Below are 15,117 nucleotides of genomic sequence, written 5' to 3' on the forward strand. Positions count from 1 at the left end.
TCTTTCGTTTGGTCATCTGCCTGCGGTCTTTGCCGCAAGTCGGTTTAATGAATGTGTGTAAAAGTAACGACATGACTGCTGTCGCTGCAGTTTTTTTGTTCAATGATGCTTTGCAGCGTAACGCTGCTGAGGTAATCATTGATGGTTTTGTTTAAGTTTTCCCAAAGGTCATGGGTCAGACAGGGGGCACCGTGGTGGCAGTTTGCTTTGCTGCCGCATTGTGTGGCATCCAGTCGGTCTTCGGCTGCGGAGATGATTTGTGCAATATTGATTTGCTCGGCGGGTGCGGCAAGGATATAGCCTCCGCCTGGGCCGCGTAGGCTTTCAACCAATCCGGCACGGCGCAGCTTGCTGAATAATTGTTCGAGGTAGGACAGCGATATGCTTTGTCGTTCGCTGATGGCACTGAGTTTGACAGCGCCGGTTTGCGCGTTCATCGCCAAATCTATCATGGCGGTTACTGCAAATCGCCCTTTGGTAGTCAGTCTCATGGTGTGGTTGCCTGTGTGGGGCGTTTTTATTAGTAGGGGAATTGTCTAATATCTGAGTGTTTCAGTCAAGTATGTGGCGGTTCGGTTTGATTGTTTGTTTAAATGGTGGCATGGGCTGATTTTTAAATCGGAAAATATTTTCCTTATTTTTCTGTAATTTGGACTTAAGGCCGTCTGAAAAAAGGCTATCAACCCTACAAATATCAGGGTTAAAATGTTTTGATTTAATATTGATACTGATATAGATTATCAAAATTATTCTTAAAATTTAGTTGTTTTGATGGAGTAAAATAATGAGGTGTTTGAAATGTTCAGACGGCCTTGACCATCCATCTTTACCTTAACAGAGGCAATCGACAATGAAATGTAATTTAAGCAAAATAACCTGTATCGAAGACTTGCGCCTTGTTGCCAAACGTAAAATGCCGCGTATGTTTTATGACTATATTGACTCAGGCTCTTGGACGGAAACCACTTATCGTGAAAACACTTCGGATTTTAAAGACATCCGTTTCCGCCAAAAGGTATTGGTTAATATGGAGGGGCGCAGTCTCGAAACCAAAATGATTGGGCAGGATGTGAAAATGCCGGTAGCGATTGCGCCAACAGGTTTCACGGGTATGGCGCACGCCGACGGTGAAATTTTGGCGGCGCGTGCGGCGGAAAAATTTGGTATTCCGTTTACGCTGTCGACCATGTCCATTTGTTCGATTGAGGATGTGGCTGAAAACACCAGCGCGCCGTTTTGGTTTCAGCTTTATGTGATGCGCGACCGCGAGTTTATGGAAAACCTGATTAAGCGTGCGAAGGATGCCAAATGTTCGGCTTTGGTATTGACCGCTGATTTGCAGGTCTTGGGTCAACGCCACAAAGACATCAAAAACGGCCTGTCCGCGCCGCCGAAACCAACCATTGCCAATTTAATCAATTTGGCGACCAAACCGGAATGGTGTATGAAAATGCTGAACACGGAACGTCGCACCTTCCGCAATATTGTCGGTCATGCGAAAAACGTGGGCGATTTGTCTTCGCTGTCTTCGTGGACTTCCGAACAATTCGACCCGCGCCTGAGCTGGGATGATGTGGCGCGCATTAAAGATTTGTGGGGCGGCAAGCTGATTATCAAAGGCATTATGGAGCCTGAAGATGCGGAAAAGGCAGCGAAAAGCGGCGCGGACGCATTGGTCGTTTCCAATCATGGTGGCCGTCAGCTTGACGATACCGTGTCCGCCATTAAAGCTTTGCCTGATGTGGTCAGCGCAGTTGGCAGCGATATCGAGGTTTGGATGGACAGTGGTATCCGCAGCGGTCAGGATATTTTGAAGGCTTGGGCTTTGGGTGCGAAAGGTACGATGATTGGTCGGGCGTTTCTGTATGGTTTGGGTGCGTATGGTGAAGAAGGCGTAACCCGTGCGCTGGAAATCCTGTATAAAGAAATGGATATTTCCATGGCATTTACTGGTTATCGCAATATTCAAGATGTGGATTCCAGCATTTTGCGTTCTACGCGTTGGGCTCAAGATGAATTTTAATTTTTAAACATAAGAAAAGGCCGTCTGAAAATCTGTTTTCAGACGGCCTTTTTATAGACGGCTATTTCTCGTTTTTGCGATACCATTCGATGAAGGCATCGGGTTTGACAAAGCCTAATAAGGCTTCGCTATGACTGCCGTCGGCGCGGACAACAAACACGCCCGGAGGACCGAAGAGGCCGTATTCTTTCAGTAAGGCCTGATGGTCGGGAGTGTTGGCAGTTACGTCGATTTGGAAGAAGCGCTGCATATCGACCGCTTCGTGTACCTGCGGTTGGTTGAGCGTGTAGGCGGCCATTTCTTTGCAGGATACGCACCAGTCGGCGTAGAAATCAATCAGCACGGGCTTGCTTGGATCGGCTTTCAAGGCGGCATCCATAGCGGCTTTGAGTTCGCTGACATCGGTAAACATCTTGCCGTGGTCGGTTTCTTGTCCGGCTTCGGATGGCGGAACCAGCGTTAAGAAGTGGTGGAGGGCGGTGGTTTGTTTATTGAGGCTTTGCCAGCCAAACCATGAGCCGCCAATCAGCAGTAAAAAGCCCAATACGGCGGCAACCGTTTTCAGACGGCCTTTTTGTTTGCCGGATTTCGCTAAAAGCATAAGGGCGGGAACAATCATCAGCAAGGTGTAGAGGCTGACTACTGCGAAATAAGGCAGATGCGGTGTAGCAAGGTATACGGCAACAGCCAGCAAGATGAAGCCGAATGCGTATTTGATGCCGTTCATCCAGTCGCCTGCTTTAGGCAGGATATGGCCGCCGAATGTACCGATGATGATGAGCGGCACGCCGGTGCCGAGTGCCAAGACATAAAGCGCAAGACCGCCCAATACGGCATCGCCGGTCTGGCCGATATAGCCCAAAGCAAATGCCAGCGGAGGCGCAACGCAAGGGCCGACAATCAGGGCGGACAAAATACCCATGATGAAGACGGAAATGATTTTGCCGCCGGAGAGTTTGTTGCTTTGGTTTTGGAAATAGGATTGGACGGAGTTGGGCAGTTGGATATTGAAGAGGCCGAACATGGACATAGCCAGTACCACCATCAGCGCGGCGGCGGCAAGTACGACCCAAGGCTGTTGCAGCCATACGGTCAACAGCGCACCGGTCAAACCGGCAATCACGCCGACCAAGGTATAGGTCAATGCCAAGCCTTGTACATATACCATAGACAAGGTAAACGCGCGGCCTTTGCCGGCTTTTTTATCGCCCACGACAATACTGGAAACAATCGGCAGGAGCGGATACATACAGGCGGTAAAGCTTAAGCCTAAACCTGCGACAAAAAACGCCAACAGGTTGGCGTTTAAAGTATCCCAAGAGAGCTTGAAGCGGCTGCTGTCGGGATTGTTTGTACTGGGTTGCGTTGGCATTTGGCCGTCTGAAGAGGCGGACGGTTGTAAAAAGCGGTCTTTGGCAGAAACCGGCTCATCGCTTTGCGGCTGATAAACCCCGTTGCCTTTTACGTCAAACTCGGTGTCCACAGGCGGATAACATACACCGGCTTCGGCACAGCCTTGATAAGTCAGCGTCAGTTTGTATTGCGGTGCGGCTTGTTTGTAAGGCAGGTCAACCTGTGCGGTATGGTGGTAAACCGTTTGTTTGCCGAAGAATTCGTCTTCTTTTTCTTCGCCTTTGCTGAATTTGGGTTCGCCTAGGATTTTGTCAGGATTGGTCGCTGCAACGATTTTGGACTGGTACATATAGTAGCCGTCGGCGATTTTGAACTGCACGCTGATGCCTTGGTCGGTTACATTGACTTGAGGTACAAAGGCTTGCTCTGGAGGCAGTAAATCATTGGCATCTACTGCGAATGCGAAGCTGCTCAAGCCTAAAAATGCAATGAGGAAATAAAGGAATTTTTTCATAGTATCTACGGAGTTGCCGTTGAGGAACCGTCATTATAAATGATGGAAAAAACAATCGGCTTAATTTATGTTAAATATTGCGAGAGAAATCTAATGCTTTTGAATTATATCGAAATAGAGTTGCCCATATATGACCGATAGTCTCATGTTATCGTTCAATCTATGCCAAAGGCCGTCTGAAATGTTCAGACGGCCTTTGTTTTTATTCTGCTCGGCTTTTAAGGATAAGCGATATAAGCGTAAGCGGAATGGTTGTGTATCGATTCGAAGTTTTCGCTTTCGACGACGAATGATTCGATGCGTTTGTCTGCAATTAACACCGTGGCCACATCACGAACCATGTCTTCGACAAACTTCGGATTTTCGTATGCTTTTTCCGTTACATACTTCTCGTCAGGGCGTTTGAGCAAACCGTAGAGCTGGCAGCTTGCCTGTGCTTCGACGTAATCGATGATTTCTTCAATGCCTACATCCGCGTTTGCAATAAGACTGACCGTCACATGCGAACGTTGGTTGTGCGCGCCGTATTGGGAAATTTCTTTGGAACACGGACACAAGGAAGTAACCGGAACCATCACTTTCAGGCTGTGGCTGTATGTACCGTTTTTGATTTCGCCGGTCAGGGTAACATCATAGTCGAGCAGCGATTGGATGCCGGAGACGGGCGCACTTTTCTTGCGGAAAAACGGGAAGGTAACGCTGATTTTGCCGGAATGGGAATCCAACAGGGCAACCATATCGGCGGTCAGCTTGTGCAGCGTATCGAAATCCAAAGCATCGGTTTGTTTTTCCATCAGGGCGACAAAGCGCGACATATGCGTGCCTTTTTGGTCGGCAGGCAGGAAAACCGTCATGGTCAGGCGGGCGACGGTGGATTGTTCGCCTTCTTTGCTTTTGAGGGAGATTGGAAAGCGCAGGTCTTTGATGCCGACCTGATTAATCGGCAGGTTGCGTAAATCGCGGCTGGATTGCACGTCTGCAATGGCGTTCATGCGTGGTATGTCCTTCATGATAGGATTGTTGAGATGCGTGTGGAGGGAGTCGGCTCGTGTCGGCCGATTTGCAAATGCGAGATTATATCACTTGCTTTATCCGCCTGCATTGATTGTTTCTATTTTTCAGATAGTGATAAAATCTTCAATTATTCACATCTATATAGGCAGAGACCCAATGAAATTCGCCACGAAAGCCATCCATTCCAGCTACGATTGCGACGAACACAACCGTGCGCTGATGCCGCCGATTTATCAAAACAGTATGTTCGCGTTGCACGAGATTGGCGAAAATGTGCCTTACCGCTACTCGCGCCTGAGCAACCCGACCCGACAGGTCTTGGAAGATACCGTTGCCGATTTGGAGCACGGTGTGGCCGGCTTTGCGTTTTCCAGCGGTATGGCGGGGATTGATGCCGTATGGCGTACTTTCCTGCGCCCGGGCGATACCATTGTCGCAGTCGCCGATATTTACGGCGGCGCTTATGATTTATTGGTCGATGTTTATCAAAAATGGGGTGTGAACGTTGTTTTTGCCGATTTGGGCAATCCGGATAATCTGGACGAGCTGCTTAAAGCGCACAATGTCAAACTGGTTTGGCTGGAAACGCCGTCCAATCCGCTTTTGCGCTTGGTGGACATCAAAGCGCTTGCCGCGAAAGCCAAAGCAGCCGGTGCGCTGGTCGGCATCGACAACACCTTTGCCACGCCGTATCTGCAACAGCCGTTGGATATGGGCTGTGATTTTGTGTTCCATTCCGCTACCAAATATTTGTGCGGCCATTCGGACGTACTGATGGGCGTAGTCGTTGCCAAAACCAAAGAGCTGGCGCAGCCTTTGCACGACATGATGGTGCATACCGGCGCGATTGCAGGTCCGATGGATTGTTGGCTGGTGTTGCGCGGTATTAAAACACTGGCTCTACGCATGAACGCCCATTGCCAAAACGCACTCGAAATCGCGCGCCGTTTGGAAGCCCATCCTGCCATTGAAAAAGTGTTCTATCCCGGCCTGCCGTCTCACGAACATTACGAACTCGCCCAAGCACAAATGCCCAAAGGCATCGGTGGCGTGGTTACGGTTTACCTCAAAAACGACACGCGTGAAGCGGCCAATAGTGTGATTAAAAACATGAAACTGGTCAAAATGGCTTCTAGCCTTGGCGGAGTGGAAAGTTTGGTCAACCATTGCTATTCCCAATCCCACAGCGGCGTGCCGCATGATGTGAAAATGGAAATGGGCATCAAAGTCGGCCTGCTGCGTTTCTCTGTCGGTATCGAAGATGTGGACGATATTTGGAACGATATTTCCAAAGCATTGGATACGACTTTGTAAATAAGGCTTAAAGGCCGTCTGAAGGTGGATAGTTTTTCAGACGGCCTTTAAATTATGGTGATTAAGATGAATATCCCTGAAAAATTTATTCGTCCATTCCCCTCTCCGGAAGAAGTTTTTTCTGAAGAGATAGAGCGACACGCGAAACATTTTTTACCCATTTGTTCGCTTAATCTTCAATTTATACGTCCTGATAGTGAAGAGTTTTGGATACATTTCGTCCAGCCTGCGGAAATTCATTCGGGTTGCGTAGGTGAGCATACATCGGCATTTCATGACCGCTATAATTTTGAGGACAGTATTTGTTTTGATGTCGATGAGAACGGTAAATATCGATTTAATGGCGATTGGCATTTTTTTATTTTGGAAAACAAGGAAATGCCGTCTGAAATTAAAACCAGAATAATGGAACAGGCGCAAAAGATTGCGGAAAAACAGGGTATGAGTTTTGATCAGGCAGCTTGGTATAAAACGCCGCATATTTATCGGCAGGATACGCAGGAAGAATTAGAAAACGTATATAGAATCAATCATCTTTGTTTTAATGCCATCAAAAATTTGTATCTGAAATATGGAAAATTCCTTCAGGGATATGTACCCATTGAGCTGGACAGTAAATATACTTTGGAAGAATTGGTTGCATTGAAGGAAGCTGCAGATTCACAATGTCAGGATGACGGGTTGGATAGAGATTTGATTGAGGATGCCGGCGGATTATCAGAGGGTATGTTGGAAGAAGGTTTTAACCATATTGATGGAATGTTCCAAGAAGAGTACGGTAATTTAGTGGATACACCCAAACGAGATGATGGAAAAGTTTTTTCTTATGTCGGCTATTTGAGCGGATATAAATTTCAGGAATATGGTTGCGATGAGTTGTACCTATTTTTTGATGCGGATAGTAAAAAAGCCGTTGTCCGTTTGGTGTACAGTTAGACGATAAAGAAGATTTCTAAAAAAGGATGAGTCATGAAAACCCTTATTTCAGCAATGATTGGTGCATTTGTATTGGTTGCTTGTTCTACGCCTGCCGATAAGCCTTTATCAAGTCAGCCACATATTTCTTCTAGCAAATCATCTGAATCAAAGCAAATGAAAATGCCTACTTTAGCCGCTAAATGGCGTGTTGTCGCTTTCAATAAATTCACTGAAAAAGAATTGGCAGATAAAAACGCCTATTTGGATTTCAGCAAAATGCCTAAGGCTTATGGCAATATGGGTTGCAACGGTATGATGTTTCAAGCGAATGTAATCGGAGCGGACAAAATTGATTTTGGCCATATTGCGGTAAGTATGATGCTGTGTGAAGACATGAAGCTGGAAGATGCGTTTTTGCGTAAACAAAGCGTGTGGAACTATCGTTTTGATGGTAACGATTTGATTTTGGAACAAAAAGGCATCAATATCCGTTTGCGCCGTGAATAATCTTAAAGGCCGTCTGAAAATAAATATTTCAGACGGCCTTTTGAATCTTTATAATAAGCCCTATTTGAAACTGATACCGAATATCAAGGAAACCTATTATGGCAGCTTCTCCAGAAGCCAAGTTTACAGAAGAAAAAGTCTTGTGGATCAAACACTATACGCCCAAGCTGATGACTTTTGCCATCAGCCGCCCTGAGTCCTACCGTTTTTCGGCAGGGCAGTTTTCGCGCCTTGGTTTCCGTGACGGCGAGGGCTTTATTTGGCGCGCGTATTCTGTCGTGTCTGCCGAATACGCCGATACGCTTGAGTATTTCGCAGTATTAATCGAAGGCGGCCCGATGTCGGCGCGTTTTGCTGCGATGAAAGAGGGCGATACTATTTTGCTGGATAAAACGGCTACCGGTTTCCTCTTGCCCGAGCGTTTCCCCGACGGCAAAGATTTGGTTATGCTCTGCACGGGTTCAGGCATTGCGCCTTTCCTCTCTATTATTGAGCAGCCTGAAATTTGGCAGCGTTTCGACCGTTTGGTTTTGGCGCATTCCGTCTCTTACGCCGACGAGTTGATTTTCAACCAGCGCCTTGCCGATTTGAAAGAGCATCCGCTGATTGAAGAATATTTCCATAAATTCACTTTTGTTCCGGTCACCACGCGTGAGGAAACGGAAGGCGCATTGAGTGGCAAACGGATTCCCGAATTGCTGAAGAATGGCGGCTTGGAAGAAAAAGTCGGCTTCAAGTTCACCAAGGCCGATACGCGCTTTATGGTCTGTGGCAATCCGGCAATGGTCAAAGACACTTTCCAAGCCTTGATGGATTTGGGCTACGCTATGCACCGCAACCGCATCCCCGGCGAAATCATGATGGAAAATGGTTTTTAACAGATAAATGGTCAAAGGCCGTCTGAAAGTTTCAGACGGCCTTCAATATTAAATATAAACAGAAAATCAGAGAAAATATGAATATCAAACAATTTATCCAAGCCCTGCCCAAAGCCGAGTTGCACGTTCATATCGAAGGGACGTTTGAGCCGGGGCTGATGTTTGAAATCGCCAAGCGCAACCATATAGCAATTCCTTATGAAAATGTCGATGCGGTACGGCAGGCTTATGATTTTCACAATCTGCAGTCGTTTTTGGATATTTATTATGCCGGTGCCGGCGTATTGTTGCACGAGGCGGATTTTTACGATTTGACCCGCGCGTATCTTGAGCGTTGCCGTGAAGACAATGTCGTGCATACGGAAATATTTTTCGATCCGCAAACCCATATTGCGCGGGGTGTGGCGTTTGAAACCGTGATTAACGGCATTGTCCGCGCCTGTCATGAAGCCGGACAGCAATGGGGAATAAGCACGCGTTTGATTATGTGTTTCCTGCGTCATTTGTCGGAAGAAAGCGCATTTGAAACCTTAAATCAGGCTTTGCCTTATAAGGAACACATCATTGGCGTAGGCTTGGATTCGAGCGAGCAGGGGCATCCGCCGTCCAAGTTCGAGCGCGTGTTTGCGCAGGCGCGGGCGGAGGGTTTGTTGACGGTGGCACATGCCGGAGAAGAAGGCCCGCCGGAATATGTTTATGAGGCTTTGGACTTGCTGCATATCCGCCGTATCGATCATGGCGTACGGGCGGAAGAAGATGAGGCCTTGATGGCGCGTTTGATTAAAGAACAAATGCCGTTGACCGTTTGCCCGTTGAGCAATTTGAAATTAAAAGTGTTCCCTGAAATGGCGAAACACAATTTGCGCCGTATGTTGCAACGCGGCGTCTTGGTAACCGTCAATTCCGATGATCCGGCATATTTCGGCGGCTATATGAACCGCAATTTTGAAGCGCTTGCCGAGGCTTTGGATTTGAGTGCGGAAGAAATCAAAACCTTGTGCGCCAATTCGTTCCGCGCTTCGTTTTTGAGCGAGGCGGAAAAGGAAGAATGGATACGGAAGATTGAAGGTTTTGATGCTGAATAACGATAAAAGGCCGTCTGAAAAAGTTTTAGACGGCCTTTTATGTCGGCGACGGGCTTATTCGCCTACGGTTTTTTGTATCAGTTTTTCGGCGTTTGCCAAAGTGTTTGCCACTTCGTCAAAACCGATGCGGCTGCCGGCGATGAGGGCGCGCGTATCGGTATAGGCGGCGCGTACTTTGCCGTCCGTTTCGGTAACGAGGACGCGCAGGGGCAGTTGCAGGGCGAAGGCGGGGTCTTTGACCATCAGCGGCGTGCCGGCTTTGGGCGTGCCGAAGACGATGACTTTTGCCGGCTGCATCGTTAAGCCGTTTCGGCGGGCGGCTTCCTGATGGTCAATGACGGCAAAAATGTCCATTCCTTTGCTTTTTATGGCGGTTTCAAGGCGGCTGACGGTTTCGTCAAAGCTGTATTTTGAGGTGAGGGTATGCGTGGTCATAGCGGTTTCGTTTTGGGTGGACGGTTCGCCGGTAGGATGTGCCGAAGCGGTTGAAATGCAGAGTGCGGATGCGGCAATCAGGGGGAGTATGTGTTTCATCGTATTTCCTTATTGGTTTGTTTATCAGGCTTCGGACGGGGCGGCACGCGCCGCGCCTGATGTTGCGCCGCGTGCCGGAGTGCCGTATGCCGTCTGAAAGCCTGTCCTTTCAGACGGCATTATGATGGCGGTTAATAGTCGACTTTGATTTTGGGTGTTTCCTGCGCGGCTTTGTATTCTTCTTCCAATTCAAAGCGCAGCGGATACAAATTCAATTTTTCCATTAGCAGGCGGTCGCCGTCTTCGTCCGGATTGCCCGTAGTCAGCAGCTTGTCGCCGTAGAAAATCGAGTTTGCGCCAGCCATGAAACACATGGCCTGCATGGATTCCGGCATATTGCTGCGGCCTGCGGACAGGCGGACGTAGCTCTCGGGCATGGTAATGCGCGCCACAGCGATGGTGCGGACAAATTCTGTCCAGTCCAAATCTTCGGCATCGGCCAGCGGCGTGCCTTCCACTTTGACCAACTGGTTGATCGGCACGCTTTCGGGTTGCGGGTCGAGGTTGGCAAGGCTGGCAATCAGGCCTGCGCGTTCGGCGCGGGTTTCGTTCATGCCGACGATGCCGCCGCAGCAGACTTTCAAACCGGCATTGCGGACTTTGCCCAAAGTATCCATGCGGTCTTCGTGTTTGCGGGTGTGGATGATGTCGTTGTAGCGTTCAGGGTCGGTGTCGAGGTTGTGGTTGTAGTAGTCCAGACCGGCTTTTTTGAAGTCTTCAGCCATGCCGTCTTCGAGCATGCCGAAGGTGCCGCACACTTCCATGCCCAAGCCTTTCACCGCGCTGATGATTTCGGAAACGACAGCCACGTCTTTGGGTTTGGGGCCGCGCCATGCCGCGCCCATGCAGAAACGGCTGGCGCCGCGAGATTGGGCAATTTTGGCTTTTTCGACGATTTCGTCCACATCCATCATTTGCTCTTTGCCCAGATTGGTGTTGTGGTGTGCCGATTGCGGGCAGTAGGCGCAGTCTTCGGGGCAGCCGCCGGTTTTGATGGAGAGCAGGGTGGAAAGCTGGATTTCGCGCGGGTTGAAGTTTTGGCGGTGGATTTCGGCGGCTTGGAAAACGAGGTCGAGGAAAGGCAGTCCGAATAAAGCCTCGACATCGCATTTTTTCCAATAACGCGCAGTCGGATGCGGCTTGCGCTCGGTTTGACGGCGCAAGGCTACGGGAGATACGGTCATAGTGTGTTCTTTCGTGTTTACAGCGACGCAGTGTCGCTGACGGCTTGACTGCCGGCGCAATGACGGCAGCAGCAGGTTTGAAATCAATATAAAAGGCCGTCTGAAACGGCGCAGCAAGTGTAACGCTTTTGATAATGTAGAGCAAATGTTTCAGACGGCCTGAAATATGGTTTGCCCGGGTTTGCTATAATCGCATTTTTAATTTTTCCGTTTTCTTATGAACGCGCCCAAAGCCTTCGCCGTACTCGGCCCGACCGCCGGCGGTAAAACCGCACTGGCCTTAAATATTGCCCGATCGTTGCCGGTAGAAATCATCAGTTTGGATTCCGCGCTGGTGTATTGCGGCATGGACATCGGTACGGCCAAGCCGACTGCCGAAGAGCTTGTTGCCGTACCGCATCATTTGATTGATATTATCTCGCCGCTGGAAAGTTACAGCGCGGCGGATTTTGTCGGCGACTGCGTGCGCTTGGTGAACGAAATACATGCGCGCGGTCGCTATCCGCTGATTGTCGGCGGCACGATGATGTATTTCCATGCGCTGACGGAAGGTTTGAACGATTTGCCCGGCGCGGATGCGGCGGTGCGCGCACAGCTTCAGGCGGAAAAAAAAGAACACGGTTTGGCAGGCCTGTATCGCCGTTTGCAGGAAGTTGACCCGATAACGGCAGGCCGTCTGAAAGCCAATGACAGCCAGCGTATTGAGCGCGCTTTGGAAGTCTATCTTCTGACCGGCAGGCCTTTGAGCGAACATTTCACAGAGCAGAAGCAGGCTGCGTCTTTATTGGATTTATGCACGGTTGCCCTTATCCCCGAAGACCGCCATTTGTTACACCAGCAAATCGAAAAACGCTTTTTAAGTATGCTGGAGCACGGTTTCCTAGATGAAATACACGCCTTACGCCGCGATTATCCGCAACTGCATGCCGATATGCCGTCTATGCGCTGCGTGGGCTACCGTCAGGCTTGGGATTATCTCGAAGGCGAAACCGATTATGACACCTTTGTCGAAAAAGGCATTATCGCCACGCGCCAGCTTGCCAAACGCCAGTTGACCTGGTTGCGGAAAATTCCTTTGGCGCACACGTTAGATCCTTACGCAGACAGCGATTATGTTCAAACGGCCTTAGCCTTGGCGCGTCAGCATTTTCAGGAATAATCCATGCTGACTACGCCACCACTTGCCCCTAAAGCATTGACCGCGCTAAAAGAATTGGGTATTTGTACGCTGGAAGATTTACAGGAAATCGGCGCAGTCCACGCATTTCTATTGCTGAAAGCGTCGGGTTTGACCGTAACCAAAAGCACCTTATGGCAACTGGCTGCGTTGGTTTCAGGTGTGGATGCCCGGCGTATTTCCGAGGAGAGAAAGACGGAGCTGTGCGAGGATTTGAAAAAACATCCGCCTGTTGCCGTTTTCCCTTCGCAAAGCGATATGGAAACCTTTATGCGGTTGGCGATAGAACAGGCCAAACAATCGGCGGTATTGGGCGAAGTGCCGGTTGGCGCGGTCATCGTATATCAAGGCGAGGCAATCGCAGCGACACACAATACCTGCATTGGCGACCACAATGTCAGCCATCATGCCGAAATCAACGCGCTTGCCGCCGCAGGTAAGACCTTGCAAAACTACCGTTTGGAAGACTGCGACGTGTACATTACCTTAGAGCCTTGCTCCATGTGCGCATCTGCCTTGATACAGGCGCGGGTCGGGCGTGTGATTTATGGTGCGGCTGAAGCTAAAACCGGTGCGGCAGGCAGCGTGGTCGATTTGTTTGCCGACAAACGTCTGAACAAGCATACCGCAATTTTGGGCGGCATATTGGCAGAAGAATGCCAAAGCGTATTGCAGGATTTCTTTGCGGCCAAACGTAAGGCCGTCTGAATTTCAGACGGCCTGTCAGCAAAAACACTTTATTTTAAATTTTCGGATTTCCCCATGTCAGTCAATCATTACGAAAACTTCCCAGTCGGCTCTATTGTGCTGCCGCGCCGTTTGCGCAAGCCGGTTCACGCCGTTTACGCTTTTGCGCGGACGGCGGACGATATTGCCGACGAAGGCAATGCCGAAGCAGTCGAACGCCTGCGCCAACTGGACGAACTGAAGGCAGAGTTAGACCGCATTACACAAGGTGGGAAATCGCAAACAGCTTTGATGCAGCGTTTGTACAACGAAGCGATTGAGCCGTTTCAATTACCGTTGCAGCTGTTTTACGATTTGTTGGCGGCGTTCAGTCAGGATGTGGTCAAAAACCGTTATGAAAATTTTGGCGAATTGATTGCCTATTGCCGTTTGTCCGCCAATCCGGTGGGGCGCATTATGTTGCATTTGTACGGGCAAACCGATGAAGTGAGCATAGCGCAAAGCGACGGCATTTGCACTGCCTTGCAGCTGATTAATTTCTGGCAGGACGTGGCGGCAGATTGGCAGAAAGGGCGCGTGTACATCCCTCAGGAAGATTTGCAGAAGTTCAAAGTCAGCGAAGAACAGATTGCGGCCGGCAAAGCCGACTTTGCTTTTCAACGACTGATGGCACACGAGTGTCAACGTGCCTTTCAAATACTGAAGGCCGGTTCGCCGTTGGGCAAAACCCTCAAAGGACGAATCGGTTTTGAGTTGCGCATGATTATTGTCGGCGGCCAGTTGATTTTGCAGAAACTGGACGGTTGCAAATATGACGTGTTTAACCAGCGGCCGCTGTTGGATAAGAAAGACTGGATGATTATCATCAAACGGGCTTTGATGAAGAAATAAAAAAAGGCCGTCTGAAATTGATGTTTCAGACGGCCTTGATGTTTTCGATTAGCGGTTTTTCAAACGGTTGATGCGGTTGTCCAAAGAAGGATGGGTGCTGAACCAAGAATCTTTGGCTTCGCTGGCAATGCCCATTGCGGTCATGGTTTGCGGCAGATCGCTGGTGCTGCCTTTTAAGCGTTGCAGGGCGGCAATCATTTTCGGCGCGCCCACCAGTTTTGCAGCGCCCGCATCGGCGCGGTATTCGCGTTGGCGGCTGAACCACATCACAATGATGCTGGCGAGGAAGCCGAATACGATCTGCAATACCATGCTGACCATGAAATATGTACCTTGCGACGTACTGCCGTCATTGTTGCGCGCCACCATGCTGGAAACAATACGCGCCAAGAAGACAACAAAAGTATTCACAATACCTTGAATCAGTGTCAGCGTTACCATATCGCCGTTGCCGACGTGTGCCATTTCATGCGCCAAAACGGCTTCGACTTCATCGCGGGTCATGTGGTCGAGCAGGCCGGTGCTGACAGCGATGAGCGAGCTGTTTTTGGTCGCGCCGGTTGCAAAGGCATTAGGCTCTGGGGAGTCGTAAATGGCTACTTCGGGCGTTTTCAGATTCCATTGGCGGGCTTGCGCTTCAACAGTTGCCAACAGCCAAGCTTCTTCTTCGCTTTGGGGCTGGTCGATGACGACGGCGCCGACCGAATGTTTGGCAATGGTTTTCGACATCAGCAAAGAGACAATCGAGCCGCTGAAGCCGACGACTGCGGAATAAGCCAACAGGCTGCCGACTTGGTCGGTACTGTTGATGCCCAAGATGGCCAAAATAATACGGATGACAACCAGAACTGCGATATTGGTTGCGATAAATAAGAAAATGCGTTTCACCGATTATTCCTTTTTAGTGTGGTTTGTGAGGTGATTTTTATATGGGCGCATTGTCTCAAAAACTCTATAGAGATGAAACAGCATGATAGGCAAAGGTATGCAAATTCAAAGCAATTGAAGCAAAGGCCGTCTGAAAAGGTAGTCTCAACC

15 protein-coding genes are annotated in these 15,117 nt (G+C 49.3%); 9 read left to right on the forward strand and 6 right to left on the reverse strand.

What is annotated here, in order from left to right:
* Positions 1 to 44 precede the first annotated feature (44 nt).
* Positions 45 to 491: a Fe-S cluster assembly transcriptional regulator IscR gene (gene iscR / locus ACTHUM_RS00135; RefSeq protein WP_004519894.1), complete on the reverse strand. Its 447-nt coding sequence runs from the start codon at positions 489 to 491 to the stop codon at positions 45 to 47.
* Between the two features lie 359 nt (positions 492 to 850).
* On the opposite strand from iscR, the gene ACTHUM_RS00140 reads away from it, so the two are divergent.
* Complete coding sequence (locus tag ACTHUM_RS00140) at positions 851 to 2,023, forward strand: alpha-hydroxy acid oxidase (RefSeq protein WP_049344453.1); 1,173 nt, start codon at positions 851 to 853, stop codon at positions 2,021 to 2,023.
* A 61-nt stretch (positions 2,024 to 2,084) separates the two neighbouring features.
* Here ACTHUM_RS00140 and dsbD read toward each other — a convergent pair whose 3' ends face one another.
* Together dsbD and folE2 are read right to left on the reverse strand one after the other, a co-directional pair.
* The gene (gene dsbD, locus ACTHUM_RS00145) at positions 2,085 to 3,890 is read right to left on the reverse strand and encodes a protein-disulfide reductase DsbD (RefSeq protein ID WP_070695637.1); all 1,806 of its coding nucleotides are present in this window, start codon (positions 3,888 to 3,890) and stop codon (positions 2,085 to 2,087) included.
* A 218-nt stretch (positions 3,891 to 4,108) separates the two neighbouring features.
* A complete protein-coding gene (gene folE2, locus ACTHUM_RS00150) occupies positions 4,109 to 4,882 on the reverse strand; it encodes a GTP cyclohydrolase FolE2 (protein WP_004519889.1) in 774 nt (257 codons plus the stop codon).
* Positions 4,883 to 5,060: 178 nt separating this feature from the next.
* Here folE2 and ACTHUM_RS00155 point away from each other — a divergent pair, with 178 nt between their 5' ends.
* The 5 genes from ACTHUM_RS00155 (at position 5,061) to ACTHUM_RS00175 (ending at position 9,606) form a co-directional block, all read left to right on the forward strand.
* Positions 5,061 to 6,218, forward strand: coding sequence for a trans-sulfuration enzyme family protein (locus ACTHUM_RS00155; RefSeq protein ID WP_039862178.1), 1,158 nt, complete (start codon positions 5,061 to 5,063; stop codon positions 6,216 to 6,218).
* Positions 6,219 to 6,284: 66 nt separating this feature from the next.
* On the forward strand, positions 6,285 to 7,154 hold the full coding sequence (locus ACTHUM_RS00160) for a hypothetical protein (RefSeq protein WP_141744538.1): 870 nt from the start codon (positions 6,285 to 6,287) through the stop codon (positions 7,152 to 7,154).
* 33 nt (positions 7,155 to 7,187) lie between these two features.
* A complete protein-coding gene (locus tag ACTHUM_RS00165) occupies positions 7,188 to 7,643 on the forward strand; it encodes an META domain-containing protein (protein ID WP_039862177.1) in 456 nt (151 codons plus the stop codon).
* 98 nt (positions 7,644 to 7,741) lie between these two features.
* On the forward strand, positions 7,742 to 8,521 hold the full coding sequence (locus tag ACTHUM_RS00170; RefSeq protein ID WP_004519886.1) for a ferredoxin--NADP reductase: 780 nt from the start codon (positions 7,742 to 7,744) through the stop codon (positions 8,519 to 8,521).
* A 77-nt stretch (positions 8,522 to 8,598) separates the two neighbouring features.
* The gene (locus ACTHUM_RS00175; RefSeq protein ID WP_070695634.1) at positions 8,599 to 9,606 is read left to right on the forward strand and encodes an adenosine deaminase; all 1,008 of its coding nucleotides are present in this window, start codon (positions 8,599 to 8,601) and stop codon (positions 9,604 to 9,606) included.
* Between the two features lie 54 nt (positions 9,607 to 9,660).
* Here the strand turns inward: ACTHUM_RS00175 and ACTHUM_RS00180 are convergent, their stop codons facing one another.
* Both ACTHUM_RS00180 and bioB read right to left on the reverse strand, forming a co-directional pair.
* Positions 9,661 to 10,140 (reverse strand): DUF302 domain-containing protein, encoded by a 480-nt coding sequence (locus ACTHUM_RS00180; RefSeq protein WP_003680761.1) that lies wholly within the window; start codon positions 10,138 to 10,140, stop codon positions 9,661 to 9,663.
* 131 nt (positions 10,141 to 10,271) lie between these two features.
* Positions 10,272 to 11,324 carry a biotin synthase BioB gene (gene bioB, locus ACTHUM_RS00185; RefSeq protein ID WP_070461800.1) on the reverse strand — a complete coding sequence of 351 codons (1,053 nt, stop codon included), beginning with the start codon at positions 11,322 to 11,324 and terminating at the stop codon, positions 10,272 to 10,274.
* 217 nt (positions 11,325 to 11,541) lie between these two features.
* Here bioB and miaA point away from each other — a divergent pair, with 217 nt between their 5' ends.
* Genes miaA through hpnC form a run of 3 tightly spaced genes read left to right on the forward strand, consistent with a single transcriptional unit; the run spans position 11,542 to position 14,079 of the window.
* The gene (gene miaA / locus ACTHUM_RS00190) at positions 11,542 to 12,483 is read left to right on the forward strand and encodes a tRNA (adenosine(37)-N6)-dimethylallyltransferase MiaA (protein ID WP_004519883.1); all 942 of its coding nucleotides are present in this window, start codon (positions 11,542 to 11,544) and stop codon (positions 12,481 to 12,483) included.
* A 3-nt stretch (positions 12,484 to 12,486) separates the two neighbouring features.
* Complete coding sequence (tadA, locus tag ACTHUM_RS00195; protein WP_004519882.1) at positions 12,487 to 13,209, forward strand: tRNA adenosine(34) deaminase TadA; 723 nt, start codon at positions 12,487 to 12,489, stop codon at positions 13,207 to 13,209.
* 54 nt (positions 13,210 to 13,263) lie between these two features.
* Positions 13,264 to 14,079 (forward strand): squalene synthase HpnC, encoded by an 816-nt coding sequence (gene hpnC / locus ACTHUM_RS00200; protein ID WP_004519881.1) that lies wholly within the window; start codon positions 13,264 to 13,266, stop codon positions 14,077 to 14,079.
* A 48-nt stretch (positions 14,080 to 14,127) separates the two neighbouring features.
* Here the strand turns inward: hpnC and htpX are convergent, their stop codons facing one another.
* On the reverse strand, positions 14,128 to 14,967 hold the full coding sequence (gene htpX / locus ACTHUM_RS00205; RefSeq protein WP_004520292.1) for a protease HtpX: 840 nt from the start codon (positions 14,965 to 14,967) through the stop codon (positions 14,128 to 14,130).
* Positions 14,968 to 15,117 lie beyond the last annotated feature (150 nt).

The sequence above is a fragment of the Neisseria sp. P0021.S006 genome, from assembly GCF_051956895.1.

What these genes read in the sequence shown, in the direction of transcription:
- ACTHUM_RS00170 (WP_004519886.1), top strand. Translation starts at nt 7,742, where the DNA reads ATGGCAGCTTCTCCAGAAGCCAAGTTTACAGAAGAAAAAGTCTTGTGG.
- folE2 (WP_004519889.1), bottom strand. Translation starts at nt 4,882, where the DNA reads ATGAACGCCATTGCAGACGTGCAATCCAGCCGCGATTTACGCAACCTG.
- hpnC (WP_004519881.1), top strand. Translation starts at nt 13,264, where the DNA reads ATGTCAGTCAATCATTACGAAAACTTCCCAGTCGGCTCTATTGTGCTG.
- ACTHUM_RS00160 (WP_141744538.1), top strand. Translation starts at nt 6,285, where the DNA reads ATGAATATCCCTGAAAAATTTATTCGTCCATTCCCCTCTCCGGAAGAA.
- tadA (WP_004519882.1), top strand. Translation starts at nt 12,487, where the DNA reads ATGCTGACTACGCCACCACTTGCCCCTAAAGCATTGACCGCGCTAAAA.
- dsbD (WP_070695637.1), bottom strand. Translation starts at nt 3,890, where the DNA reads ATGAAAAAATTCCTTTATTTCCTCATTGCATTTTTAGGCTTGAGCAGC.
- ACTHUM_RS00140 (WP_049344453.1), top strand. Translation starts at nt 851, where the DNA reads ATGAAATGTAATTTAAGCAAAATAACCTGTATCGAAGACTTGCGCCTT.
- bioB (WP_070461800.1), bottom strand. Translation starts at nt 11,324, where the DNA reads ATGACCGTATCTCCCGTAGCCTTGCGCCGTCAAACCGAGCGCAAGCCG.
- ACTHUM_RS00165 (WP_039862177.1), top strand. Translation starts at nt 7,188, where the DNA reads ATGAAAACCCTTATTTCAGCAATGATTGGTGCATTTGTATTGGTTGCT.
- ACTHUM_RS00155 (WP_039862178.1), top strand. Translation starts at nt 5,061, where the DNA reads ATGAAATTCGCCACGAAAGCCATCCATTCCAGCTACGATTGCGACGAA.
- ACTHUM_RS00175 (WP_070695634.1), top strand. Translation starts at nt 8,599, where the DNA reads ATGAATATCAAACAATTTATCCAAGCCCTGCCCAAAGCCGAGTTGCAC.
- miaA (WP_004519883.1), top strand. Translation starts at nt 11,542, where the DNA reads ATGAACGCGCCCAAAGCCTTCGCCGTACTCGGCCCGACCGCCGGCGGT.
- ACTHUM_RS00180 (WP_003680761.1), bottom strand. Translation starts at nt 10,140, where the DNA reads ATGAAACACATACTCCCCCTGATTGCCGCATCCGCACTCTGCATTTCA.
- iscR (WP_004519894.1), bottom strand. Translation starts at nt 491, where the DNA reads ATGAGACTGACTACCAAAGGGCGATTTGCAGTAACCGCCATGATAGAT.